Here is a 16621-nt window from a genome sequence, read left to right as displayed (position 1 = left end):
CATATCACTATGATGTCTAAGTGGCAACGCGAATTGGATCTTCCACGCGTCCACGTCAGTCGTAGCAACGGCGAGCAGGCATCTCACCCTGATGTGAAACCCTCAACGCGGAAGGCAGTCACAGGCATGAAACCGGCCGATGCACTCGTCGTCGAACGAGCACAGCGTGTACTCGACGAACGGATCAGGCCCGCGATCACCTCGCGCAGCATCGCGCTGGAGCTTCACATCGCCCCTGTGCCGGGTGAGCCGATCGCTCCCGCCAAGGCGCTCGCACTCCAGTACACGCCCTACCGCCTGGGCGATCCCTGGGGTGCCGCGTGGTCCACCGCGTGGTTCAAGGCGACTGCGCGCATCCCGGATGGCTGGCACGGCGAACGCATCGAGGCCGTCGTCGACCTCGGATTCGACACCACGTGGCCCGGTTTCCAGTGCGAGGGCCTCGCGTATACACCGGATCTCGAGCCCATCAAGGCGATCAACCCGCGCAACCAGTGGATCCCCATCGGCGCCGCACCTGGCGAGAACGTCGAGTTCTACGTCGAGGCGGCAGCCAACCCGAACCTGCTCGACCACCTGCCGCTCTTCCCCACCTGGCAGGGCGACAGGTCGACCGCATCCGACCAGCAGCTGTACGCCGTGAGGCGAGCGGATCTGACCGCTTTCGACGCCGAGTGCCACGAACTCGCGCTGGATGTCGAGGTGCTGCTGGAACTGCAGGCCGAGCTCGAGGACGGGCCGCGGCGGGCATCCGTGCTGCGCGGGATCGATCGGGCGATGGACGCCATCGACCTGCACCGTGTCGCGGAGACTGCGTCGGCTGCGCGCGCCGTGCTCCGTCCGCTGCTCGAGCGCCCGGCATCCGCCAGCGAGCACACGCTTTCCGCCATCGGACACGCGCACATCGACTCCGCGTGGCTCTGGCCGGTGCGCGAGACGGTGCGCAAGGTGGCGCGCACGACCACCTCGATGACGCAGCTTCTGTCCGAGGAGCCCGACTTCCTGTACGGCATGTCGAGCGCACAGCAGTACGAGTGGCTGCGCGACAACCGCCCCGAGGTCTACTCGCGGGTCGTCGCCGCCGTGCGCGATGGTCGTTTCGTGCCGCTCGGAGGCATGTGGGTGGAGAGCGACGCCGTGCTGCCCTCCGGCGAGTCGCTCGTGCGCCAGTTCACCTACGGGCAGGGCTTCTTCCGCCGCGAGTTCGGCATCACGTGCAAGGGGGTCTGGCTTCCCGACAGCTTCGGGTACTCGGCTGCACTCCCGCAGCTGATGCGTCGGGCCGGGTTCGAGTGGTTCCTCAGTCAGAAGCTGTCCTGGAACCAGGTGAACACGTTCCCGCACCACACCTTCCACTGGGAGGGCATCGACGGCACCCGCATGTTCAGCCATTTCCCGCCGATCGACACGTACAACGCCCGGCTCTCCGTCGACGAGCTGGCCGGTGCCAGGCGTCGGTTCGCCGAGGCGGACCGCGCCTCCGGTTCCATCGCCGCCGTCGGCTGGGGAGACGGCGGCGGCGGAACGACGAGAGAGATGGTCGGACGAGCGCGAAGGCTCGCCTCACTGGAGGGAAGCCCGCGGGTGACGTGGGAACGGCCGGACGACTTCTTCGAGCGCGCCAAGCACGAGCTGACCGATCCACCCGTCTGGGTCGGCGAGCTGGTGCTCGAGGCGCATCGCGGAACGCTCACGAGCCAGCACCGCACCAAGCAGGGCAACCGACGCGGCGAGCAGCTGCTCGTCGAGGCCGAGCTGTGGGCGGCGACCGCGACGGCGCGAACCGGCGCGACGTATCCCTTTGACGAGCTGGATGCTCTCTGGAAGATGCTGCTGCTGCACCAGTTCCACGACATCCTGCCCGGCACCTCCATCGCGTGGGTTCACAGGGAGGCCGTCGAGTCGTACGCCGCACTCTCCAGAGGCGCGGAGGAGATCATCCGGCGCTCGATCGATGCTCTGGCCGGACCCGGCGACGTCGAGCTCCTCGCCAACGCGGCCCCGTTCGAGCGTGCCGGCGTCTCCGCCCTCGGCATCGCGGTGCCCGAGCCCGCGAACGCGGAGCCACCCACGATCGAGCACGTCGACGGAGGCGTCATCATCGACAACGGCGTGCTGCGCGTGGCAGTCTCCGCCGACGGCCTGATCACCTCGGCCATCGAGAAGGCGAGCGGGCGGGATGCCATCGCATCCGGTCGCCGGGCAGGCCTCCTGCAGCTGCACCAGGACTTCCCCAACACGCGCGACGCCTGGGATGTGGACGCCCACTACCGCAACCGCGTCGAGAGCCTCACCGCCGCCGACTCGATCGACATTCAGCGCGACACCGATGGCGTGCACGTCATCGTGGAACGAAGCTTCTCGAAGTCGCACGTGCGCCAGCGGATCACGGTGTCGCCCGCATCCGCGGTCATCCGCATCGCGCAGGAGACCGACTGGCACGAGCACGAGCGCATGCTCAAGGTGGCCTTCCCCCTCGCGCTGAACGCCGACTACACGGCAGCCGAGACCCAGTTCGGCTACGTGAAACGCGTCACCCACTCCAACACGAGCTGGCAGACGGCACAGTTCGAGCACTCGATGCACCGGTTCGTGCACGCCGAAGAGCCGGGATTCGGCGCGAGCCTCGTCGGCGACTCGACGTACGGCTACGACGTGCTCCGCGATTCGGATGATGCGACCGGCGTGACCACCACCGTGAGGCTCTCGCTCGTGCGGTCGCCCAGGTATCCGGATCCGATGGCCGACCAGGGCGTGCACACCCACGAATACGCTCTGGTCGTCGGATCGCAGGTGGCGGATGCCGCGCGGCACGCCATCGACCTCGACACACCGCTGCGACGGATCACCGGCGCGAAGGCCGTCGGTCCGCTCGTGCGTGTCGAAGGAGACGGCATCCTCGTCTCGGCTGTCAAGCTCGCGGACGACCGCTCAGGCGACCTGATCGTGCGACTGTACGAGCCGAACGGTCGGCGCGCCGTCGCACGGCTGACGGTCGACGCGGATTACGGTCCGGGTGAGGCGGTGTCGCTGCTCGAAGAGCCGACCGACATCCCCGTCGGCACCTCGCCCGCATCGGATGGCACGATTCGACTGACGCCTTTCGAGGTGCTCACGCTGCGCTTCGCCGCCAAGAGGCGTTCACCGCAGAACATCGCCGGTCCGGGCGACCGTCACACGAAGGGAACAGCCGAGTGACCACGTCTCGCAACGGCGACAGCACGAAAGGCGCCGACAACGGCAACGGCAACGGAGTGCCCTCCGTCGCGGCCGCGCCGCAGCCCGGCCAACGCCGCACGGCAACGACCAGGGACGTGACGCTCATCAACCGCACGGCCATCCTCGACCTGTTGCGCACGAGCGGACCGCTGTCGCGCCGGGACATCCGGCACCGCACCGGCCTGAGCTCCGCCACGGTCGAGCGACTCTGCCAGGCGTTGCTCGAGGAGGGCGCGATCGAGCCGGGCGGCCTCGACCGGTCGTCGGCGGGGCGTCCGTCGAGCCTGCTGAAGTACGTGGCCGACATCCGCACGGTCGCCGCCATCGACGTGACGGAGAACAACGCCCGCGGCCGCATCATCGACCTCGGCGGCAACGTGCTCTACGAGACGTACGAGGCGTTCGACTTCCACAAGACGAACGCCTCGACCGCGCGCCTTGACGGCCTGCTCAGGCTCGTCGACCGCATCACCTCCGACGAGACCGGACTGAGCTCGCCCCTGACGGGCATCGGCGTCGCACTGCCGGGCATCACCGACGAGGGTGTCGTGCTCAACGCCATCGAGCTCGAGTGGCTCAACATTCCAGTCGCCAGGATCATCGCCGAACGCACCGGCCTGCCTGTGCTCGCGGAGAACGACGCGAACGCGACCGCGTACAGCGAGCTCCTGCACGGCGCGGCCCGCGACGCGGAGAGCGCTGTCGCGCTCGTGCTCGGCACCGGCATCGGCGCGGGCATCGTGAGCGAGGGCCGCATCCACCGCGGATTCGGATCCGCAGCCGGTGAGGTGGGATACCTGCTCACGTCCTCCAAGTCCTTCGGCCGCTACTTCACGGACCTCGGGGATGTCGAGGGCACGATCTCCGCGGAGATCCAGCCCTACATGACGGGCGGCGGCGACGGCCACGTCGACCGACGGATCGGTCCGGCCTTCCGCGCCATGATGCGCCTCGTGGCGGAAGGGGATGCCGAGGCGGCACGCGCGCGTGACGAGTTCTTCGACAACATCGCCCTCATCTGCGCGGCGGTCACCGTGGTGCTCGCCCCCAGCGTCATCGTGCTCGCCGGCGCCTTCGCGCAGTACAGCAGCCTGTCGGCGGACCAGATCACGCGCAGGCTCGTTGGCCGCATCCCGTCCGTTCCGACCATCGTGCCGAGCCGGCTCGGCTTCGACGCGGCCATCACCGGCATCGGCGATCTGGCGATCGACCGGGCCCGCACGGCGACGTATCTCGCGTGAACGGGCATCCGCGCTCCGATCGCCTCGTCGGCATCGACGTCGGAGGAACCAAGACCCACCTGGCAGTGATCGACGACGCCGGTGAGAGACGCGACATCGTCGGGGCCTCGTCGGAGTGGCGCTCCGGTCACCTCTTCTCCGACGAGGAGAACCTGCCGCGCCTTGCCGCCTGGATCGCCGCCCGCACGCGCATCGGCGACGCGACGACCATCGTCATCGGACTCCGCGACTGCGACACGGATGCCGACATCGACCTCGCCGGCCGTACGCTCTCGACAGCGCTCGACCACCCGGTGCGAGTGCAGAACGACGCCGACCTGCTCGGCCCGGCCATGGGCGTCGACCACGCCGTTGCGATGGTCGTCGGCACCGGATCCATCGTGAGCGCACGCGATGCGGCCGGACGACGGATCACCGCCGACGGCTACGGCTGGCTGTTCGGCGACTGGGGCAGCGGACCCGGACTCGTGCGCGACGCAATCGGCCGGGTGCTCACTGCAGCGGATGCCGGCGAAGCTACGCACGACAGCCTCACGTCGGCCCTGTTCGACCACTTCGACAGCAGCAACGCCGCCGAGCTCGCCGGGGCTGCGACGATCGTGACCGATCCGCTTCGACTGGGCGAGGCTGCACCCCTGGTGTTCGCCGCCGCACACGACGGATCGCTCCTCGCCCGCGAGACCATCGCGTTTGCGGCCGACCGGCTGGTCGACGGCGTCGCCGCGGTCATCCGTCGCGGCGGGCTCGGGGAGCAGGTCGTGGCCGCAGGCGGCGTGATCGTGAACCAACCGGCGCTGCGGGAAGCCGTGAGCGCGCGCCTGGCAGGGCACGAGCATCCGCTGCGTCTGTCGGTGCTCGACGTGCCTCCGGTCGAGGGAGCGCTGCGGCTCGCGGCATCGGTCGCCGTGTGATGACGTCGGATGCCGTTCGGCTACGCCGCCGGCGGACGCTCACTGCTCAACGCGCCGCGAGCAGCTCCAGCACCTCGTCCGTCGTGCCGAGCTCGCCGAGCTTCGGGAACTGGTGCGTGACCGATGCCTCGTGCGCCTCGGCTGCGTCGCTCATGGCGTCGACGACGAAGGCCACGTGGTAGCCCAGCTCGTAGGCTGCGCGGGCGGTCGACTCGACGCCTGACGTGGTGGACACGCCGGTCAGGACGATCTGCGTGGCGCCTACCTCCTGCAGCTTGGCGTGCAGGTCGGTCGAGCCGAAGGCGCCGAGCGTGCGCTTCGTGACCGTGATGTCACCTGGCTGCTGCCCCAGCTCCGGAAGCAGCACGGTGGCCTGCTCCGGAAGGGTCTGGGCGCCCGTCCGTCCGGTCGCCTTGCCGCGCTCCGTGCGCCCCGGCGCGGTGCCCGCAACGTTCACGAGCACGACCGGAAGACCCTTCGCCCTGAACGCCTCGGCGAGCGCGGCGGAATTGCCGATGATCTGCTCCAGCGGGTGGGCGGTCTGCTGCCCCAGAATGCCGGTCTGGAGGTCGATCACGACGAGGGCTGCGGTGTCTTCGAGTTCGATGCTCATGTTGTTCTCCTTGGCGGGGGCGGGTCGTCCGGGGGTGTCTCTGTGCCGGCACTCGGTGTCGCCACCGCGCCTCGGTCGCCCTACGATTATCTCGACGTCAAGATAATCGTAGAAGGGATGCCCATGCGCCGCCTGACGATCCTCGACGACTACCAGGGCGTTGCGCTGGCCAGCGCCGACTGGACCGCCGTCGCCGAGCGCTTCGACATCGACGTCGTGCGAGACCACCTCGACGGCGACGAGCTGGCCGGACGCCTGGTCCGAAGCGAGGTCGTCGTCGCCATGCGGGAGCGCACCGCTTTCCCCGCGACGCTCTTCGGGCGGATGCCGGCCCTCCGCCTGCTCGTGACCACCGGCATGAAGAACGCGTCCGTCGACCTCGCCGCGGCGGCCGCGCACGGCGTCGTCGTGACGGGCACCCGCGGCGCAGGCAATCCCGTCCCCGAGCTCACGATCGGCATGATGATCGCGTTGACCCGCCACTTCGTGGAGGAGGATGCCGCGGTCCGCGGCGGTGGATGGCAGCACACCATCGGACCAGGCCTCGGCGGGCTGACGCTCGGCGTCCTCGGACTCGGCCGCCTCGGCGGCCCGGTCGCCGAGGCGGCGAACGCGCTCGGCATGCACGTGATCGCGTGGGACCGCTCGATCACGCAGGAACGGGCCGACGCACACGGCGCGCGGATCGGCGACAGGGACGGGCTGTTCCGGGAGTCGGACATCCTCACCATCCATCTGCCGCTCACCGACAGCAGCCGAGGACTCGTCGGAGCCCGAGAGCTCGCGCTGATGAAACCGTCCGCGTATCTGATCAACACCTCACGCGGTCCGATCGTCGACGAGGATGCGCTCGTCTCCGCTCTCGAGGAACATCGCCTCGCCGGTGCAGCCCTCGACGTCTTCGACACCGAGCCTCTGCCCCTCGGCCATCCGCTGCGCAGCGCGCCTCGCACCCTGCTCCTGCCGCACCTCGGATACGTCACGACCCAGCAGTACGAACGCTTCTACACGGACGCCGTCGACGACATCCTCGCCTGGGACGACGGCAGCCCTGTGCGGGTGATCTGAGCCACTCCCGGCCGTGTGGCGCGACCCTCCGGTCTACGTTCGGCTCAGCGGAGCCGGACGACGGTGTCCGGCGCCGCGCTCGATGGCAGGGAGACGACATGAAGGCGACGCGCTGGGCGACCGCGTTCGTGACCGCAGGCGTGCTCGCGCTGACGCTGTCGGCGTGCAGCAGCACGTCGGTCTCGGACTTCGCGGGATCGTGGGGATCCTCGGGCTCCGGCAAGGCGAACGTGACGATCGGCAAGGACGGCGCATTCCACGGAACGGACGGCTGCAACCGGATCACCGGCAAGGGCACGGTCTCCGGCGACGTGTTCTCGTTCGGCGTCTTCGCGTCGACGCTGATGGCGTGCCCCGGCGTGACAACCTGGTTCAACAACGCGGCAACAGCGAAGCGGTCGGACGACAAGCTCGTCGTCTTCGACAAGAGCGGCTCGCAGATCGGCACTCTCGCGCGGCAGTGATGATCGCTCCGTTCGGCGCCGCTCGCTGGACCCGCTACGGTGCTGAGGACGGCGTCGGCGGCGAAGGCCTGACGTCTCCAGCACATCGCTCGGCGAACGGAAGGCCAGGTGCTTCGGCGTGATCGGATACGGCGGCGACTACTACCCGGAGCAGTGGTCCGAAGACGTCTGGGCCGAGGACGTGCGCCTCATGCGCGAGGCCGGCGTCAATCTCGTGAGCCTCGGAGTGTTCGCGTGGTCCCGCATCCAGTCCGACGAAGGCGAGTGGGACTTCGCGTGGCTGGACCGCTTCCTCGATCTGCTCGGTGACGCAGGCGTCGGCGTCAACCTGGCGACGGCGACCGCCTCGATCCCGCATTGGGCGGTGCGACGGTACCCCGACATCCTTCCCGTCACGGCCGATGGCGTGCCGCTCGGCCCGGGCAGCCGCCAGCACTATTCCCCCACCAGCCCCGACTACCGCCGCCTGGCTGCGCAACTCGTCGAGCGGATCGGTGCGCGCTACGCGACGCATCCCGCCGTACGGATGTGGCACGTGAACAACGAGTACGCGTGCCACGTGCACGCCGATTACTCGGATCACGCGGCCGTCGCCTTCCGTGCGTGGCTGGAGCGCCGATACGGCGACGTGGGTGCCCTGAACCGTGCGTGGGGCACGACGTTCTGGTCGCAGCGCTACGGATCCTTCGACGAGGTGCTGCCGCCGCGGCGGGCGCCGTACTCCCTGAATCCGGGCGGCCTGCTCGACTTCCGGCGGTTCACGTCGGACAGCATCCTCGAGCTCTACACGATGGAGCGCAACATCCTGCGGACCGCTGGCGCCACGCAGCCGATCACGACGAACTTCATGGGCGCCTTCGAGCCCTTGGACTACTGGCGGTGGGCGCAGGAGGTCGATGTCATCGCCGACGACAGCTACCCCGACCCGGCGGATCCCGCATCGTTCCGCACCGCGGCGTTCACGCGCGACCTGATGCGCTCACTCAAGCCCGGCACGCCGTGGATCCTCATGGAGCAGGCCGCGAACGCCGTCAACTGGCGTCCGGCGAACGCCTTCAAGGCTCCAGGCCAGATGGCCGCGCTCAGCGACCAGGCTCTGGCGAGGGGCGCCGGATCCATCATGTTCTTCCAGTGGCGGCAATCCGTACGCGGATCCGAGAAGTTCCACTCCGCGATGCTCCCGCACGCCGGAACGGCCACCCGCACCTGGCACGAGGTCGTCGAGTACGGCAGGTCGCTGCGCCAGCGGGATGTCGACCTCCCGCCGGCCGCGCGCGTCGCGATCGTCGTCGACTGGCAGAACTGGTGGGCGCTGGATCAGCCGGATCATCCCGCAACGATCGACTACCTCGCAGAAGTCCAGACCTGGTACTCCGCGCTGCACACCCGGCACGTCTTCACGGACATCGTGCGTGCCGAACACGACCTCACCGGATACGATCTCGTGATCGCGCCCGCGCTCTACCTCCTCACCCAGGCCGGGGCCGCATCGCTGACGTCCTTCGTCGCGCGCGGCGGCACCCTGGTGACCACGGCGTTCACGGATGTCGTCGACGAACAGGACGCGTTCCGTCCCGGCGGATTCGCCGTGCAGCTGCGCGAGGTCCTTGGCGGATACCCCGTGGACTTCGAGGGGCTTCCGGTCGACGCGGATGCGCCGTCCGCGGCACGTGGCATCCGCGAGGAGTTCGTTGTCACCACCGGGTCGGTTGTCTCGGATGCCGCGATCACCAGCGTGCTCGGTGATCGCGCCGTGCTCGTACGGAACCCGTACGGCAACGGCCTCTCGCTGCATGTGACGACGCTGACGGATCAGACAGGGGCGGCATCCGTCCTCGACGTCGCCCTCGCCTCCGCCGACGTCTCGGCACCCCTCGGAGGGCTGCCGGATGCCGTGGAGGCCGTGCCGACGACCGACGGCGTCGTGCTCATCAACCAGCAGCCGCATGCCGTCACCGTGCAACTGCCGGGACGCACTGCAACGCTCCAGGGCTTCGGTGTCGAACGCGTGAGGCTCGACCCCGGCGAGTAGCGGGACCAGGCCCCGGTCACTGCCTCCGTCCTGCATCGGTGTCGGCGTCACGACCGGATCCCCCAGCCCGCTAAACTTGACGGGCCAGCCTCTGTAGCTCAATGGAAGAGCAGTTCCGTCCTAAGGAAACGGTTGGGGGTTCGAGTCCCTCCAGGGGCACCATTCGGTTTTTGCCTTTGACCAGGCCTTTGTTTTTTCTATTGCCCGTCTGAATCGTTCCATATGCTGTTTCTTTGGCATATGGGCACGGCGCCGGCAGACGACTTTCGGTACGTCGCGCGCAGCACCGAGCGGGGTGCCGGAGGCTGAGGGGCATAAGCGCAGCGTCTCGTGTGTCACTAAGACACCCGACGAATTCGGCACCGCCGACGCTCGCCGCGCCATGCAGGCCGGTGTCACTCGCGCGGAACTCGAGGACGCTTCTGCAGTCGCGGCCCTGTTCGCGATCATCACCCGCTACGCCAACGCGCTCGACTTCGACATACCCGGCGCAGCTGTCTTCAACAAGGCAGCAGGCATGCTCTTGCGACGCGGATACGCATAGGACGTCCGCAAGACGATCGGGTTACGTGCGTGTTGTCAGTCGTCGGTTGCGACAAGCAGGTTGAGTGTCTTCGAGTCGGGTGAGATTGCGACGTACTCAACGAACCCTGTGTCGCTCCCCACGACCCAACCCCATTCGTGTCTCGATGAATCGCCAAGGTCAGGGAGTTCGTAGATTGTGTACCCGGTTGGCAACAGCTCACGGATAAGGCCTTGGAAGGCGGCTGTCGCGGACGCTCTGGAATCGTTCTGGTCGAGCCAGTCGTCAAGTCGCCTCACCGCATGATTGTGGTCCGTTCGCACGAATGCTCGGGGTTCGATGGCAGGGATCCGGTAGGGGCCGTGTATCTCCCGGTCGTTCAGGTCGGGTACGTCGCCTCGTGGTGCGGCGTAACTGTGGTGATACCAGGGATCCGCGATGAGGGCCGCGAGCAAGTCTCGATCTGACCCAGCTTCCGTAGCCTCGTACGTCAGACCATCGATCCACCAGTATCCGAGACCGAACTCGCGCGAATTCAACAAGTGCTTGGTCAACAGACGCAACTGCATGGCAGCCAGTTTGACAGCACCTGGTTGGTGGAGGCCCCTCCGTCGGTCATCACTGACGCCAGTTCGGTGGAAGCAACCTCAAGCCGAACGCAGTCCGATCTCGCCAGCGGGCGTCGACGCTGTTGTCACTCGCTCGGCGTTGTCGGGTGGATGTGTCGTCGAGTGTCCGTGCTTGGATCTCCCAGTAACGTCCTCGGGCTGAATCTGGATGCCGCTCACCGAACGCTAGCGAGTTCACCAGGGGGCAGCCGTTTGGGGACTCCAGACACATGCGATTCGACCCGAGCTCGACATCGAACTACCTGAACTCCGTCTACGCGCTGCCCGGCGCGCTGGAGCAGCTCAAAACCGGCATCCTCGGCAGATAGCTCCCCGCACGTAAGCGGATCGTGCTCCGTGCATTGTGTCGTCGGCGACGGCAAGATTCGAGTATGAGCACGAGTGCGGCACAGGCATCCGTCTTCTACCGTGACGCGACGCGATCGGGTGCGGTGTGGACGCTGCGCGATGCAGAGGGGATTCCGGCGCCCGCAAGCGGATCCGGACAACGCGCAATGCCGTTTTGGTCCACCCGGGCCGAGCCGAACGCGTAATCGCGAACGTCGCTGCCTACGCCGGATTCCAACCGGTCGAAGTGCTACTAGAGGACTTCAACCGCAGATGGCTGCCGGGCCTTCAGCGCGATGGGCTCCTCGTCGGCGTGAACTGGTCCGGCAATCGGGCCACCGGGTGCGACGTGACACCAGCCGAGGTCGCACGCGCTCTCGAGGCGTTGTCAATCGAGTCGCCCGAGACCTGAGCTCCTACCTGCGGCAGCCGCACGCATACGGATCCAGTTGAGGGCACTAGTTGGTGCGGGTCGGCCCTCGCGCTCTGGAGGGTCCGTCGGCCCGCCTCACAGTCGTGCCCGGACCGGATGCTCGTGCGACACGTTGCCTGTAAACGGTGAGTTTCTGCTGGGTTCGTACGTTTACCTGTATCGCACGAAACGAAAGCTTGTTACGATTCTTACGAATAGAGGATGTTTGATTATGGCAACGTCAGCGCTGGAAGAGCGCACTTATGAACCCGAGGACGTCGAGGAGCTAGCTCAGGTCCACGACTTCCTCCTTGCCCGCCGTGAAGCGGGCAACGGCGAGCCGGCCCCACGGTATCTGCTGGCAGGTCCCAACGTGCACGAGCAGATCGAGCTACCGGAAGAGGTCTACCGCGTGGTGGTCCAGGTGGTCGAGGCGATGCAGCAGGGACTAGCTGTCACCGTGTCTCCGCGATCGCAGACATTAACGACGCAGCAGGCCGCAGATCTCATCGGCGTAAGCCGACCAACGCTAATCAAGCTGTTGGACGACGGAGCCATCGAGTACAAGCGAGTCTCCTCGCACCGGCGGTTGAAGCTCCGCGATGTCCTCGACTACATCGAACAGCGCCGAGCAGCTCAGTACGCGGCCCTGACTGCGCTCTCTGAAGCCATTGATGAAGACGACGACCCTGCCGAGATCGCAGCAAACCTGCGGGCAGCTCGCGCCAAAGTCGCGGAAAGGCGCCGACGTTCGAAAGAATGAGGCGTGTTCAGCGCCCTTCTCGATACCAATGTGTTGTGGCCGAACATGCGTCGCAACTTCCTTCTGGCTCTCGCCGTCGAGGGCGCATATCGCCCGTTGTGGAGTGAGGTGATCCTCGACGAGCTCGAGGAACACGAAACCGAGAAGCTCATAAACCGGGGCGCCGGCCCGGCCGACGCTGAGGCGCGGGCGGCCAGACTCGTTGCATTGATGCGCGACGAATTCTCCGACGCGATGGTCACAGGGTGGGAACCACTCGAGGGCACTTACGGTCTGCCGGATCCGGACGATGAGCACGTGGTTGCAGCTGCGCACATCGGCGGCGCCGGCACGATCGTGACCGAGAATCTGAAGGACTTTCCTGACGACAGGGTGCCCGCGACGATCACGGTGCAGCCGCCGGACAGGTTCGCCTTCACGACCGCGTCTATGCATCCCGTTGCCGCGCTGCGGGCAGCCGAGTCCATCGTGGCCTTCAGCGGCACGGGCGGACTGCCGAAACGATCACTGGACGAAGTCCTGCGGCAGTTGCGGAATGTGTACAACATGGACGACACGGTCGACATCATCGAGAAGGCTCGCCAGCAGCCCTGATGGGCCGCGTGGCTACGTAGAGTGGCCTGCGGAATCGTACCGTATGCGGATCCGGATTCGTGCCGCAGTGGGGCGCTCGGCTGGCCTTGGTCCTGCAGATGCGTCAGTCAGGGATCCATTAGCGCGCAGGGCTGGTCATGACCTGAGCGGTGTTCGGCAGCTCGGTCGGGCGGTCGTTCGTGAACCAATAGATCTCGAGCGTGTTTAGGCGCATGCCGGTGGCCCACAACATGATCCCACCCAGGGCGTTGCCGTTGCCGCCTACGACGTCGCTCTCCGCGATCGGCTCTCGAACGTCATCCGGCAGGTCTAGCAGAGGTGCCTCGGCCGGTACATCGAGCTGAAGCATCGTGATGCTCGCGGATGAGGGGTACGTCTCGATTCTCAAGGAACCGTCGAGTTCGCGCACTGACAAGCGCCGGTTGACCTGGATTGTGCTCACGAAGGCTGGTCGGACTGCGTTCGCCGGCCACGTGTCGGCGCTCGAGCAGATTGCGAACGGCAAGGACTTGCCCCCGCAAGGATGAGAACGCTGGCGAGGGGCATCATGTGGCCAGCCCGTGGCCCGCGGAATCACGCGGCACCCCGGAGTCGTCGCGTCGATCCGACCGCCACACTCGATCAGGTCCCGGCCGGCTGTGCCAGGAACACGGATGCCGCCTCGGCGCGCGACGTGACGCCGAGCTTGCGGTAGATCGCAGCGACGTGGAACTTCACGGTGTTCTCGCTGATGCCGAGTTCGGTGGCGATCGCCCTGTTCCGCCGCCCGGCCGCCAGCAGCTTCAGCACGTCGACCTCACGCGGGCGCAGCCGCCACGCCGCGGCGAGCGCCGCCGTCGCGTGCGGCGGGTCGAGCGGAATGACGATCGACATCTCCGTTCCCCAGCCAGGAGTCGCCTCGATCTCGAGCTGGCCGTTGAGCGCGTGAACGCGTTGGCGCACGAGCTGCAGCTGCGTCGAGGCATCCGTGAAGTCGCCTGGTCCGTCGTCGCGCATGTCGATGAGCAGGTTCGTGCCGTCGCATCCCCACTGCACTCGAACCCGGCCGACCTCAGGCCGATCGACGAGCGCGAGGATGGAGCCGCGAACGACGGCGCGTGCTCCGTGGGCGACCTCGCTCGGCAGCGGGCGGCCATCCGCGGGCGGTTCCACGAACTGAACGTCGAGATCACGGTACTTGACGAGCGGGCGCAGGTCGTCGCGAAGCCGCTCGAACGCGCTCGTCACTGGCTCTTCGGTGAAGGTGCGGACGCGATCGCTCGCCGTGCGCAGGTGAACCATCCCCTGCGCGGCGATGCCCGTCGCGGTCGTGCGAGCCGTCTGGTCGTCGAGTGCGGATGACCGCAGCGCGGCGAGCACGGACTCGAGCGTCGTCGAGTACTCGTCCGCGAGCTCGCTCAACGCCTCCATACGCTCGCCGGACGCGGCCCGTGCGCGCTGCAGATAGTCGGGGGGTGCCGCATCAGCGAGCTGCTGAACACGCATCGCGACGAGGTTCCACGCCTGGAGCACGATCGCGTCGGTATCGTGCGGCGGTCCAGGATGCGCCATCACGAGCAGAGCTCCGTTGCGTGAGAGCGCCTCGAACGTCGGCACGCGCTCTCCGGCCACCTCGAGTTCGCTGTGCCGGGCGGATCCCGGGGGGATCACCCGCCGAAGCTCATCCAGATCGAGGAACGACACGCCGTCGATGAACGCTCGATCGCCCGAACCGCGCCGTGCGGCGCCCGAGGTGTCGGCCGCAAGGATCAGCAGTGCGTCGTGCGCGACGAACCCGACGAGCAACGACGAGAGCCGATCGGCCAGCGCGTAGGCGGGCGCGCTGACCACGGTGACGAGATCGCGCAGCGTCTCTTCGGTGCAGGACCCACCCCCGTCGGTCACGATTCCCACCCTAGGCCGTCGCGCTCGACACGGATCGCCCACCCGTTCGGGTAGGCGGAACGGTCCTCAGGAATGGTGGCCACGCAGGGGCACATCGCCGAGGCTCGATCACAGCGGACGGCAAGGATGCCGCCGCGAAGCGGGCAGAACTGTGGAGGACGACGATGTCAGGCAACAGGGCCGTCGTGTACAAGGGACCGGGCGTGGTCGAGGTCGAGGACACCCCTTACCCCGAGTTCGAGTTGAAGGACGGACCGGGAGTGAATCCCGCGAACGTGGGGCGCAAGGTGCCGCACGGCGCGATCCTTCGCACCGTGTCGACCAACATCTGCGGCTCCGATCAGCACATGGTGCGAGGACGCACCACGGCGCCGTCAGGGCTGGTGCTCGGCCACGAGATCACGGGCGAGGTCGTCGAGGTCGGTCCCGGGGTCGAGTTCATCAAGGTCGGCGACATCTGCTCGGTGCCGTTCAACATCTCGTGCGGCCGGTGCCGCAACTGCAAGGAGGGCAAGACCGGCATCTGCCTCAACGTCAATCCCGACCGGCCGGGCAGCGCATACGGCTACGTCGACATGGGCGGATGGGTCGGCGGACAGGCGGAGTACGTGCTCGTGCCCTACGCCGACTGGAACCTGCTGAAGTTCCCCGACCGCGACCAGGCGCTGGAGAAGATCCTCGACCTGACGATGCTGTCGGACATCTTCCCCACCGGGTTCCATGGAGCGTTCACCGCGGGTGTTGGCCCCGGCTCGAGCGTCTACATCGCCGGCGCAGGGCCTGTCGGGCTCGCCGCCGCGGCCGGTGCGCAACTCCTCGGCGCTGCCGTGGTGATCGTCGGGGATCTCAACGCCGACCGCCTGGCGCAGGCACGCTCGTTCGGATGCGAGACCGTCGACGTCTCGCAGGGCGATCCACGGGATCAGATCGAGCAGCTTCTCGGAGTCCCCGAGGTCGACGCCGGCGTCGACGCGGTCGGGTTCGAGGCCAAAGGTCACGGTGCGGATTCCTCGCACGAGGCGCCCGCGACGGTGCTCAACGACCTCATGGGCCTCACCGCGGCGGGCGGTGCCCTCGGCATCCCCGGACTCTACGTCACGGGTGACCCCGGAGGCATCGACGAGGCGGCCAAGACCGGATCCCTGTCGCTGCGACTGGGACTGGGCTGGGCGAAGTCGTTGTCGTTCACCACGGGTCAGTGTCCGGTCATGCGCTACAACCGCCAGCTGATGGAGGCGATCCTGCACGACAAGGTGCAGATCGCGAAGGCCGTCAACGCCACGCCCATTCCGCTCGAGGACGCCCCACAGGGCTACGCCGACTTCGACAAGGGCGCCGCACGCAAGTACGTGCTGAACCCCAACGGCTACATCAGGGCCGCTTAGAGCTTCGCCCCCTTGATTCCGGATGCCCGTGCTCGCGGCATCCGGTCATCCCCGATGAAAGGAACACTCATGTCCGTCACTCTGGAAGACGCTCGCCGCGTCATCGCCGCCGCCGAAGCGCGCGCCGACGAGATCGGCCAGCCCATGAACGTCGCCGTCGTGGACGCCGGCGGCAACCTCGTGGCGCACGAGCGCCAGGACGGCGCGTGGATCGGCAGCGTCGAGATCTCCATCAGCAAGGCCTGGACCTCGCGTGCGTTCGACATCTCCACCAAGGACCTCGGCGACAACTCGCAGCCAACGCAGCAGTTCTTCGGCATCCACGCCACCAACCACGGACGCGTCGCCATCTTCGCCGGCGGCCTTCCTTTGGTGCGAGACGGCCATGTGGTCGGGGCCGTCGGGGTCAGCGGAGGCTCGGGCGAACAGGATCAGACGGTCGCGGAGGCCGGTGCTGCGGCATTCTGAGGGCGACCCGAGAAGCAGTTCGACGTCGAAGCCGACCGAGGACACGGGATCCACGCCGGTAGCCGAAGTGAGCTGACTGATTCCTCAG

Annotated in this window: 18 protein-coding genes and 1 tRNA gene; 15 read left to right on the top strand and 4 right to left on the bottom strand. The window is 67.4% G+C overall.

Features of this window, described 5'->3' with window-relative positions; all coding sequences use genetic code 11:
* Positions 1-126: 126 nt before the first annotated feature.
* The 3 genes from ACX9R5_RS08065 to ACX9R5_RS08055 are packed head-to-tail and all read left to right on the top strand — an operon-like array spanning position 127 to position 5371.
* Positions 127-3198 (top strand): alpha-mannosidase, encoded by a 3072-nt coding sequence (locus ACX9R5_RS08065; RefSeq protein ID WP_459408462.1) that lies wholly within the window; start codon positions 127-129, stop codon positions 3196-3198.
* The gene (locus tag ACX9R5_RS08060; RefSeq protein ID WP_459408461.1) at positions 3195-4460 is read left to right on the top strand and encodes an ROK family protein; all 1266 of its coding nucleotides are present in this window, start codon (positions 3195-3197) and stop codon (positions 4458-4460) included. Before ACX9R5_RS08065 ends, ACX9R5_RS08060 begins: the two co-directional genes overlap by 4 nt.
* Entirely contained in the window at positions 4457-5371 is a 915-nt protein-coding gene (locus tag ACX9R5_RS08055; protein WP_459408460.1) for a BadF/BadG/BcrA/BcrD ATPase family protein, read from the top strand. The genes ACX9R5_RS08060 and ACX9R5_RS08055 overlap by 4 nt, the downstream gene beginning before the upstream one ends.
* Positions 5372-5417: 46 nt before the next feature.
* Here ACX9R5_RS08055 and ACX9R5_RS08050 read toward each other — a convergent pair whose 3' ends face one another.
* Positions 5418-5984 carry an isochorismatase family protein gene (locus ACX9R5_RS08050; RefSeq protein WP_459408459.1) on the bottom strand — a complete coding sequence of 189 codons (567 nt, stop codon included), beginning with the start codon at positions 5982-5984 and terminating at the stop codon, positions 5418-5420.
* Between the two features lie 123 nt (positions 5985-6107).
* Here ACX9R5_RS08050 and ACX9R5_RS08045 point away from each other — a divergent pair, with 123 nt between their 5' ends.
* From ACX9R5_RS08045 to ACX9R5_RS08025, 5 genes are all read left to right on the top strand, one after another.
* The gene (locus ACX9R5_RS08045) at positions 6108-7052 is read left to right on the top strand and encodes a D-2-hydroxyacid dehydrogenase family protein (RefSeq protein ID WP_459408458.1); all 945 of its coding nucleotides are present in this window, start codon (positions 6108-6110) and stop codon (positions 7050-7052) included.
* Positions 7053-7150: 98 nt separating this feature from the next.
* Positions 7151-7516 carry an META domain-containing protein gene (locus ACX9R5_RS08040; protein ID WP_459408457.1) on the top strand — a complete coding sequence of 122 codons (366 nt, stop codon included), beginning with the start codon at positions 7151-7153 and terminating at the stop codon, positions 7514-7516.
* 118 nt (positions 7517-7634) lie between these two features.
* Positions 7635-9548, top strand: coding sequence for a beta-galactosidase (locus ACX9R5_RS08035; protein WP_459408456.1), 1914 nt, complete (start codon positions 7635-7637; stop codon positions 9546-9548).
* A gap of 87 nt (positions 9549-9635) precedes the next feature.
* A tRNA-Arg gene (locus ACX9R5_RS08030) sits at positions 9636-9710 on the top strand.
* A gap of 220 nt (positions 9711-9930) precedes the next feature.
* On the top strand, positions 9931-10092 hold the full coding sequence (locus tag ACX9R5_RS08025; protein WP_459408455.1) for a hypothetical protein: 162 nt from the start codon (positions 9931-9933) through the stop codon (positions 10090-10092).
* Between the two features lie 35 nt (positions 10093-10127).
* On the opposite strand, the gene ACX9R5_RS08020 is transcribed toward ACX9R5_RS08025, so the two are convergent.
* Positions 10128-10640, bottom strand: coding sequence for a hypothetical protein (locus tag ACX9R5_RS08020; protein ID WP_459408454.1), 513 nt, complete (start codon positions 10638-10640; stop codon positions 10128-10130).
* A gap of 431 nt (positions 10641-11071) precedes the next feature.
* Here ACX9R5_RS08020 and ACX9R5_RS08015 point away from each other — a divergent pair, with 431 nt between their 5' ends.
* The 4 genes from ACX9R5_RS08015 (at position 11072) to ACX9R5_RS08000 (ending at position 12796) form a co-directional block, all read left to right on the top strand.
* Positions 11072-11233, top strand: a complete 162-nt coding sequence (locus tag ACX9R5_RS08015) for a DUF2750 domain-containing protein (RefSeq protein WP_459409082.1) — start codon at positions 11072-11074, stop codon at positions 11231-11233.
* On the top strand, positions 11203-11439 hold the full coding sequence (locus ACX9R5_RS08010; protein WP_459408453.1) for a DUF2750 domain-containing protein: 237 nt from the start codon (positions 11203-11205) through the stop codon (positions 11437-11439). Before ACX9R5_RS08015 ends, ACX9R5_RS08010 begins: the two co-directional genes overlap by 31 nt.
* A 232-nt stretch (positions 11440-11671) precedes the next feature.
* Complete coding sequence (locus tag ACX9R5_RS08005) at positions 11672-12202, top strand: excisionase family DNA-binding protein (RefSeq protein ID WP_459408452.1); 531 nt, start codon at positions 11672-11674, stop codon at positions 12200-12202.
* 3 nt (positions 12203-12205) lie between these two features.
* On the top strand, positions 12206-12796 hold the full coding sequence (locus ACX9R5_RS08000) for a PIN domain-containing protein (RefSeq protein ID WP_459408451.1): 591 nt from the start codon (positions 12206-12208) through the stop codon (positions 12794-12796).
* 118 nt (positions 12797-12914) lie between these two features.
* On the opposite strand, the gene ACX9R5_RS07995 is transcribed toward ACX9R5_RS08000, so the two are convergent.
* Entirely contained in the window at positions 12915-13145 is a 231-nt protein-coding gene (locus tag ACX9R5_RS07995) for a hypothetical protein (protein WP_459408450.1), read from the bottom strand.
* A gap of 4 nt (positions 13146-13149) precedes the next feature.
* Here ACX9R5_RS07995 and ACX9R5_RS07990 point away from each other — a divergent pair, with 4 nt between their 5' ends.
* Positions 13150-13323 (top strand): transcriptional regulator, encoded by a 174-nt coding sequence (locus ACX9R5_RS07990; RefSeq protein WP_459408449.1) that lies wholly within the window; start codon positions 13150-13152, stop codon positions 13321-13323.
* Positions 13324-13417: 94 nt separating this feature from the next.
* On the opposite strand, the gene ACX9R5_RS07985 is transcribed toward ACX9R5_RS07990, so the two are convergent.
* Positions 13418-14680, bottom strand: a complete 1263-nt coding sequence (locus ACX9R5_RS07985) for a LuxR C-terminal-related transcriptional regulator (RefSeq protein WP_459408448.1) — start codon at positions 14678-14680, stop codon at positions 13418-13420.
* Between the two features lie 164 nt (positions 14681-14844).
* On the opposite strand from ACX9R5_RS07985, the gene fdhA reads away from it, so the two are divergent.
* Positions 14845-16065, top strand: coding sequence for a formaldehyde dehydrogenase, glutathione-independent (fdhA, locus tag ACX9R5_RS07980; RefSeq protein ID WP_459408447.1), 1221 nt, complete (start codon positions 14845-14847; stop codon positions 16063-16065).
* 69 nt (positions 16066-16134) lie between these two features.
* Positions 16135-16533: a GlcG/HbpS family heme-binding protein gene (locus ACX9R5_RS07975; protein WP_459408446.1), complete on the top strand. Its 399-nt coding sequence runs from the start codon at positions 16135-16137 to the stop codon at positions 16531-16533.
* The last annotated feature ends 88 nt before the right edge of the window (positions 16534-16621 follow it).

This window comes from Rathayibacter sp. CAU 1779, from assembly GCF_054551755.1.
The sequence above is the reverse complement of the archived record's forward strand: the minus strand, read 5'-3'. Positions and strand labels throughout refer to the sequence as shown.

Bases quoted from the DNA above. Each gene is read 5' to 3' on its own strand.
- ACX9R5_RS08015 (WP_459409082.1), top strand. From the start codon at position 11,072: ATGAGCACGAGTGCGGCACAGGCATCCGTCTTCTACCGTGACGCGACG.
- fdhA (WP_459408447.1), top strand. From the start codon at position 14,845: ATGTCAGGCAACAGGGCCGTCGTGTACAAGGGACCGGGCGTGGTCGAG.
- ACX9R5_RS07995 (WP_459408450.1), bottom strand. From the start codon at position 13,145: ATGCTTCAGCTCGATGTACCGGCCGAGGCACCTCTGCTAGACCTGCCG.
- ACX9R5_RS08025 (WP_459408455.1), top strand. From the start codon at position 9,931: ATGCAGGCCGGTGTCACTCGCGCGGAACTCGAGGACGCTTCTGCAGTC.
- ACX9R5_RS08005 (WP_459408452.1), top strand. From the start codon at position 11,672: ATGGCAACGTCAGCGCTGGAAGAGCGCACTTATGAACCCGAGGACGTC.
- ACX9R5_RS08040 (WP_459408457.1), top strand. From the start codon at position 7,151: ATGAAGGCGACGCGCTGGGCGACCGCGTTCGTGACCGCAGGCGTGCTC.
- ACX9R5_RS08045 (WP_459408458.1), top strand. From the start codon at position 6,108: ATGCGCCGCCTGACGATCCTCGACGACTACCAGGGCGTTGCGCTGGCC.
- ACX9R5_RS07990 (WP_459408449.1), top strand. From the start codon at position 13,150: ATGCTCGCGGATGAGGGGTACGTCTCGATTCTCAAGGAACCGTCGAGT.
- ACX9R5_RS08020 (WP_459408454.1), bottom strand. From the start codon at position 10,640: ATGCAGTTGCGTCTGTTGACCAAGCACTTGTTGAATTCGCGCGAGTTC.
- ACX9R5_RS07975 (WP_459408446.1), top strand. From the start codon at position 16,135: ATGTCCGTCACTCTGGAAGACGCTCGCCGCGTCATCGCCGCCGCCGAA.
- ACX9R5_RS08050 (WP_459408459.1), bottom strand. From the start codon at position 5,984: ATGAGCATCGAACTCGAAGACACCGCAGCCCTCGTCGTGATCGACCTC.
- ACX9R5_RS08065 (WP_459408462.1), top strand. From the start codon at position 127: ATGAAACCGGCCGATGCACTCGTCGTCGAACGAGCACAGCGTGTACTC.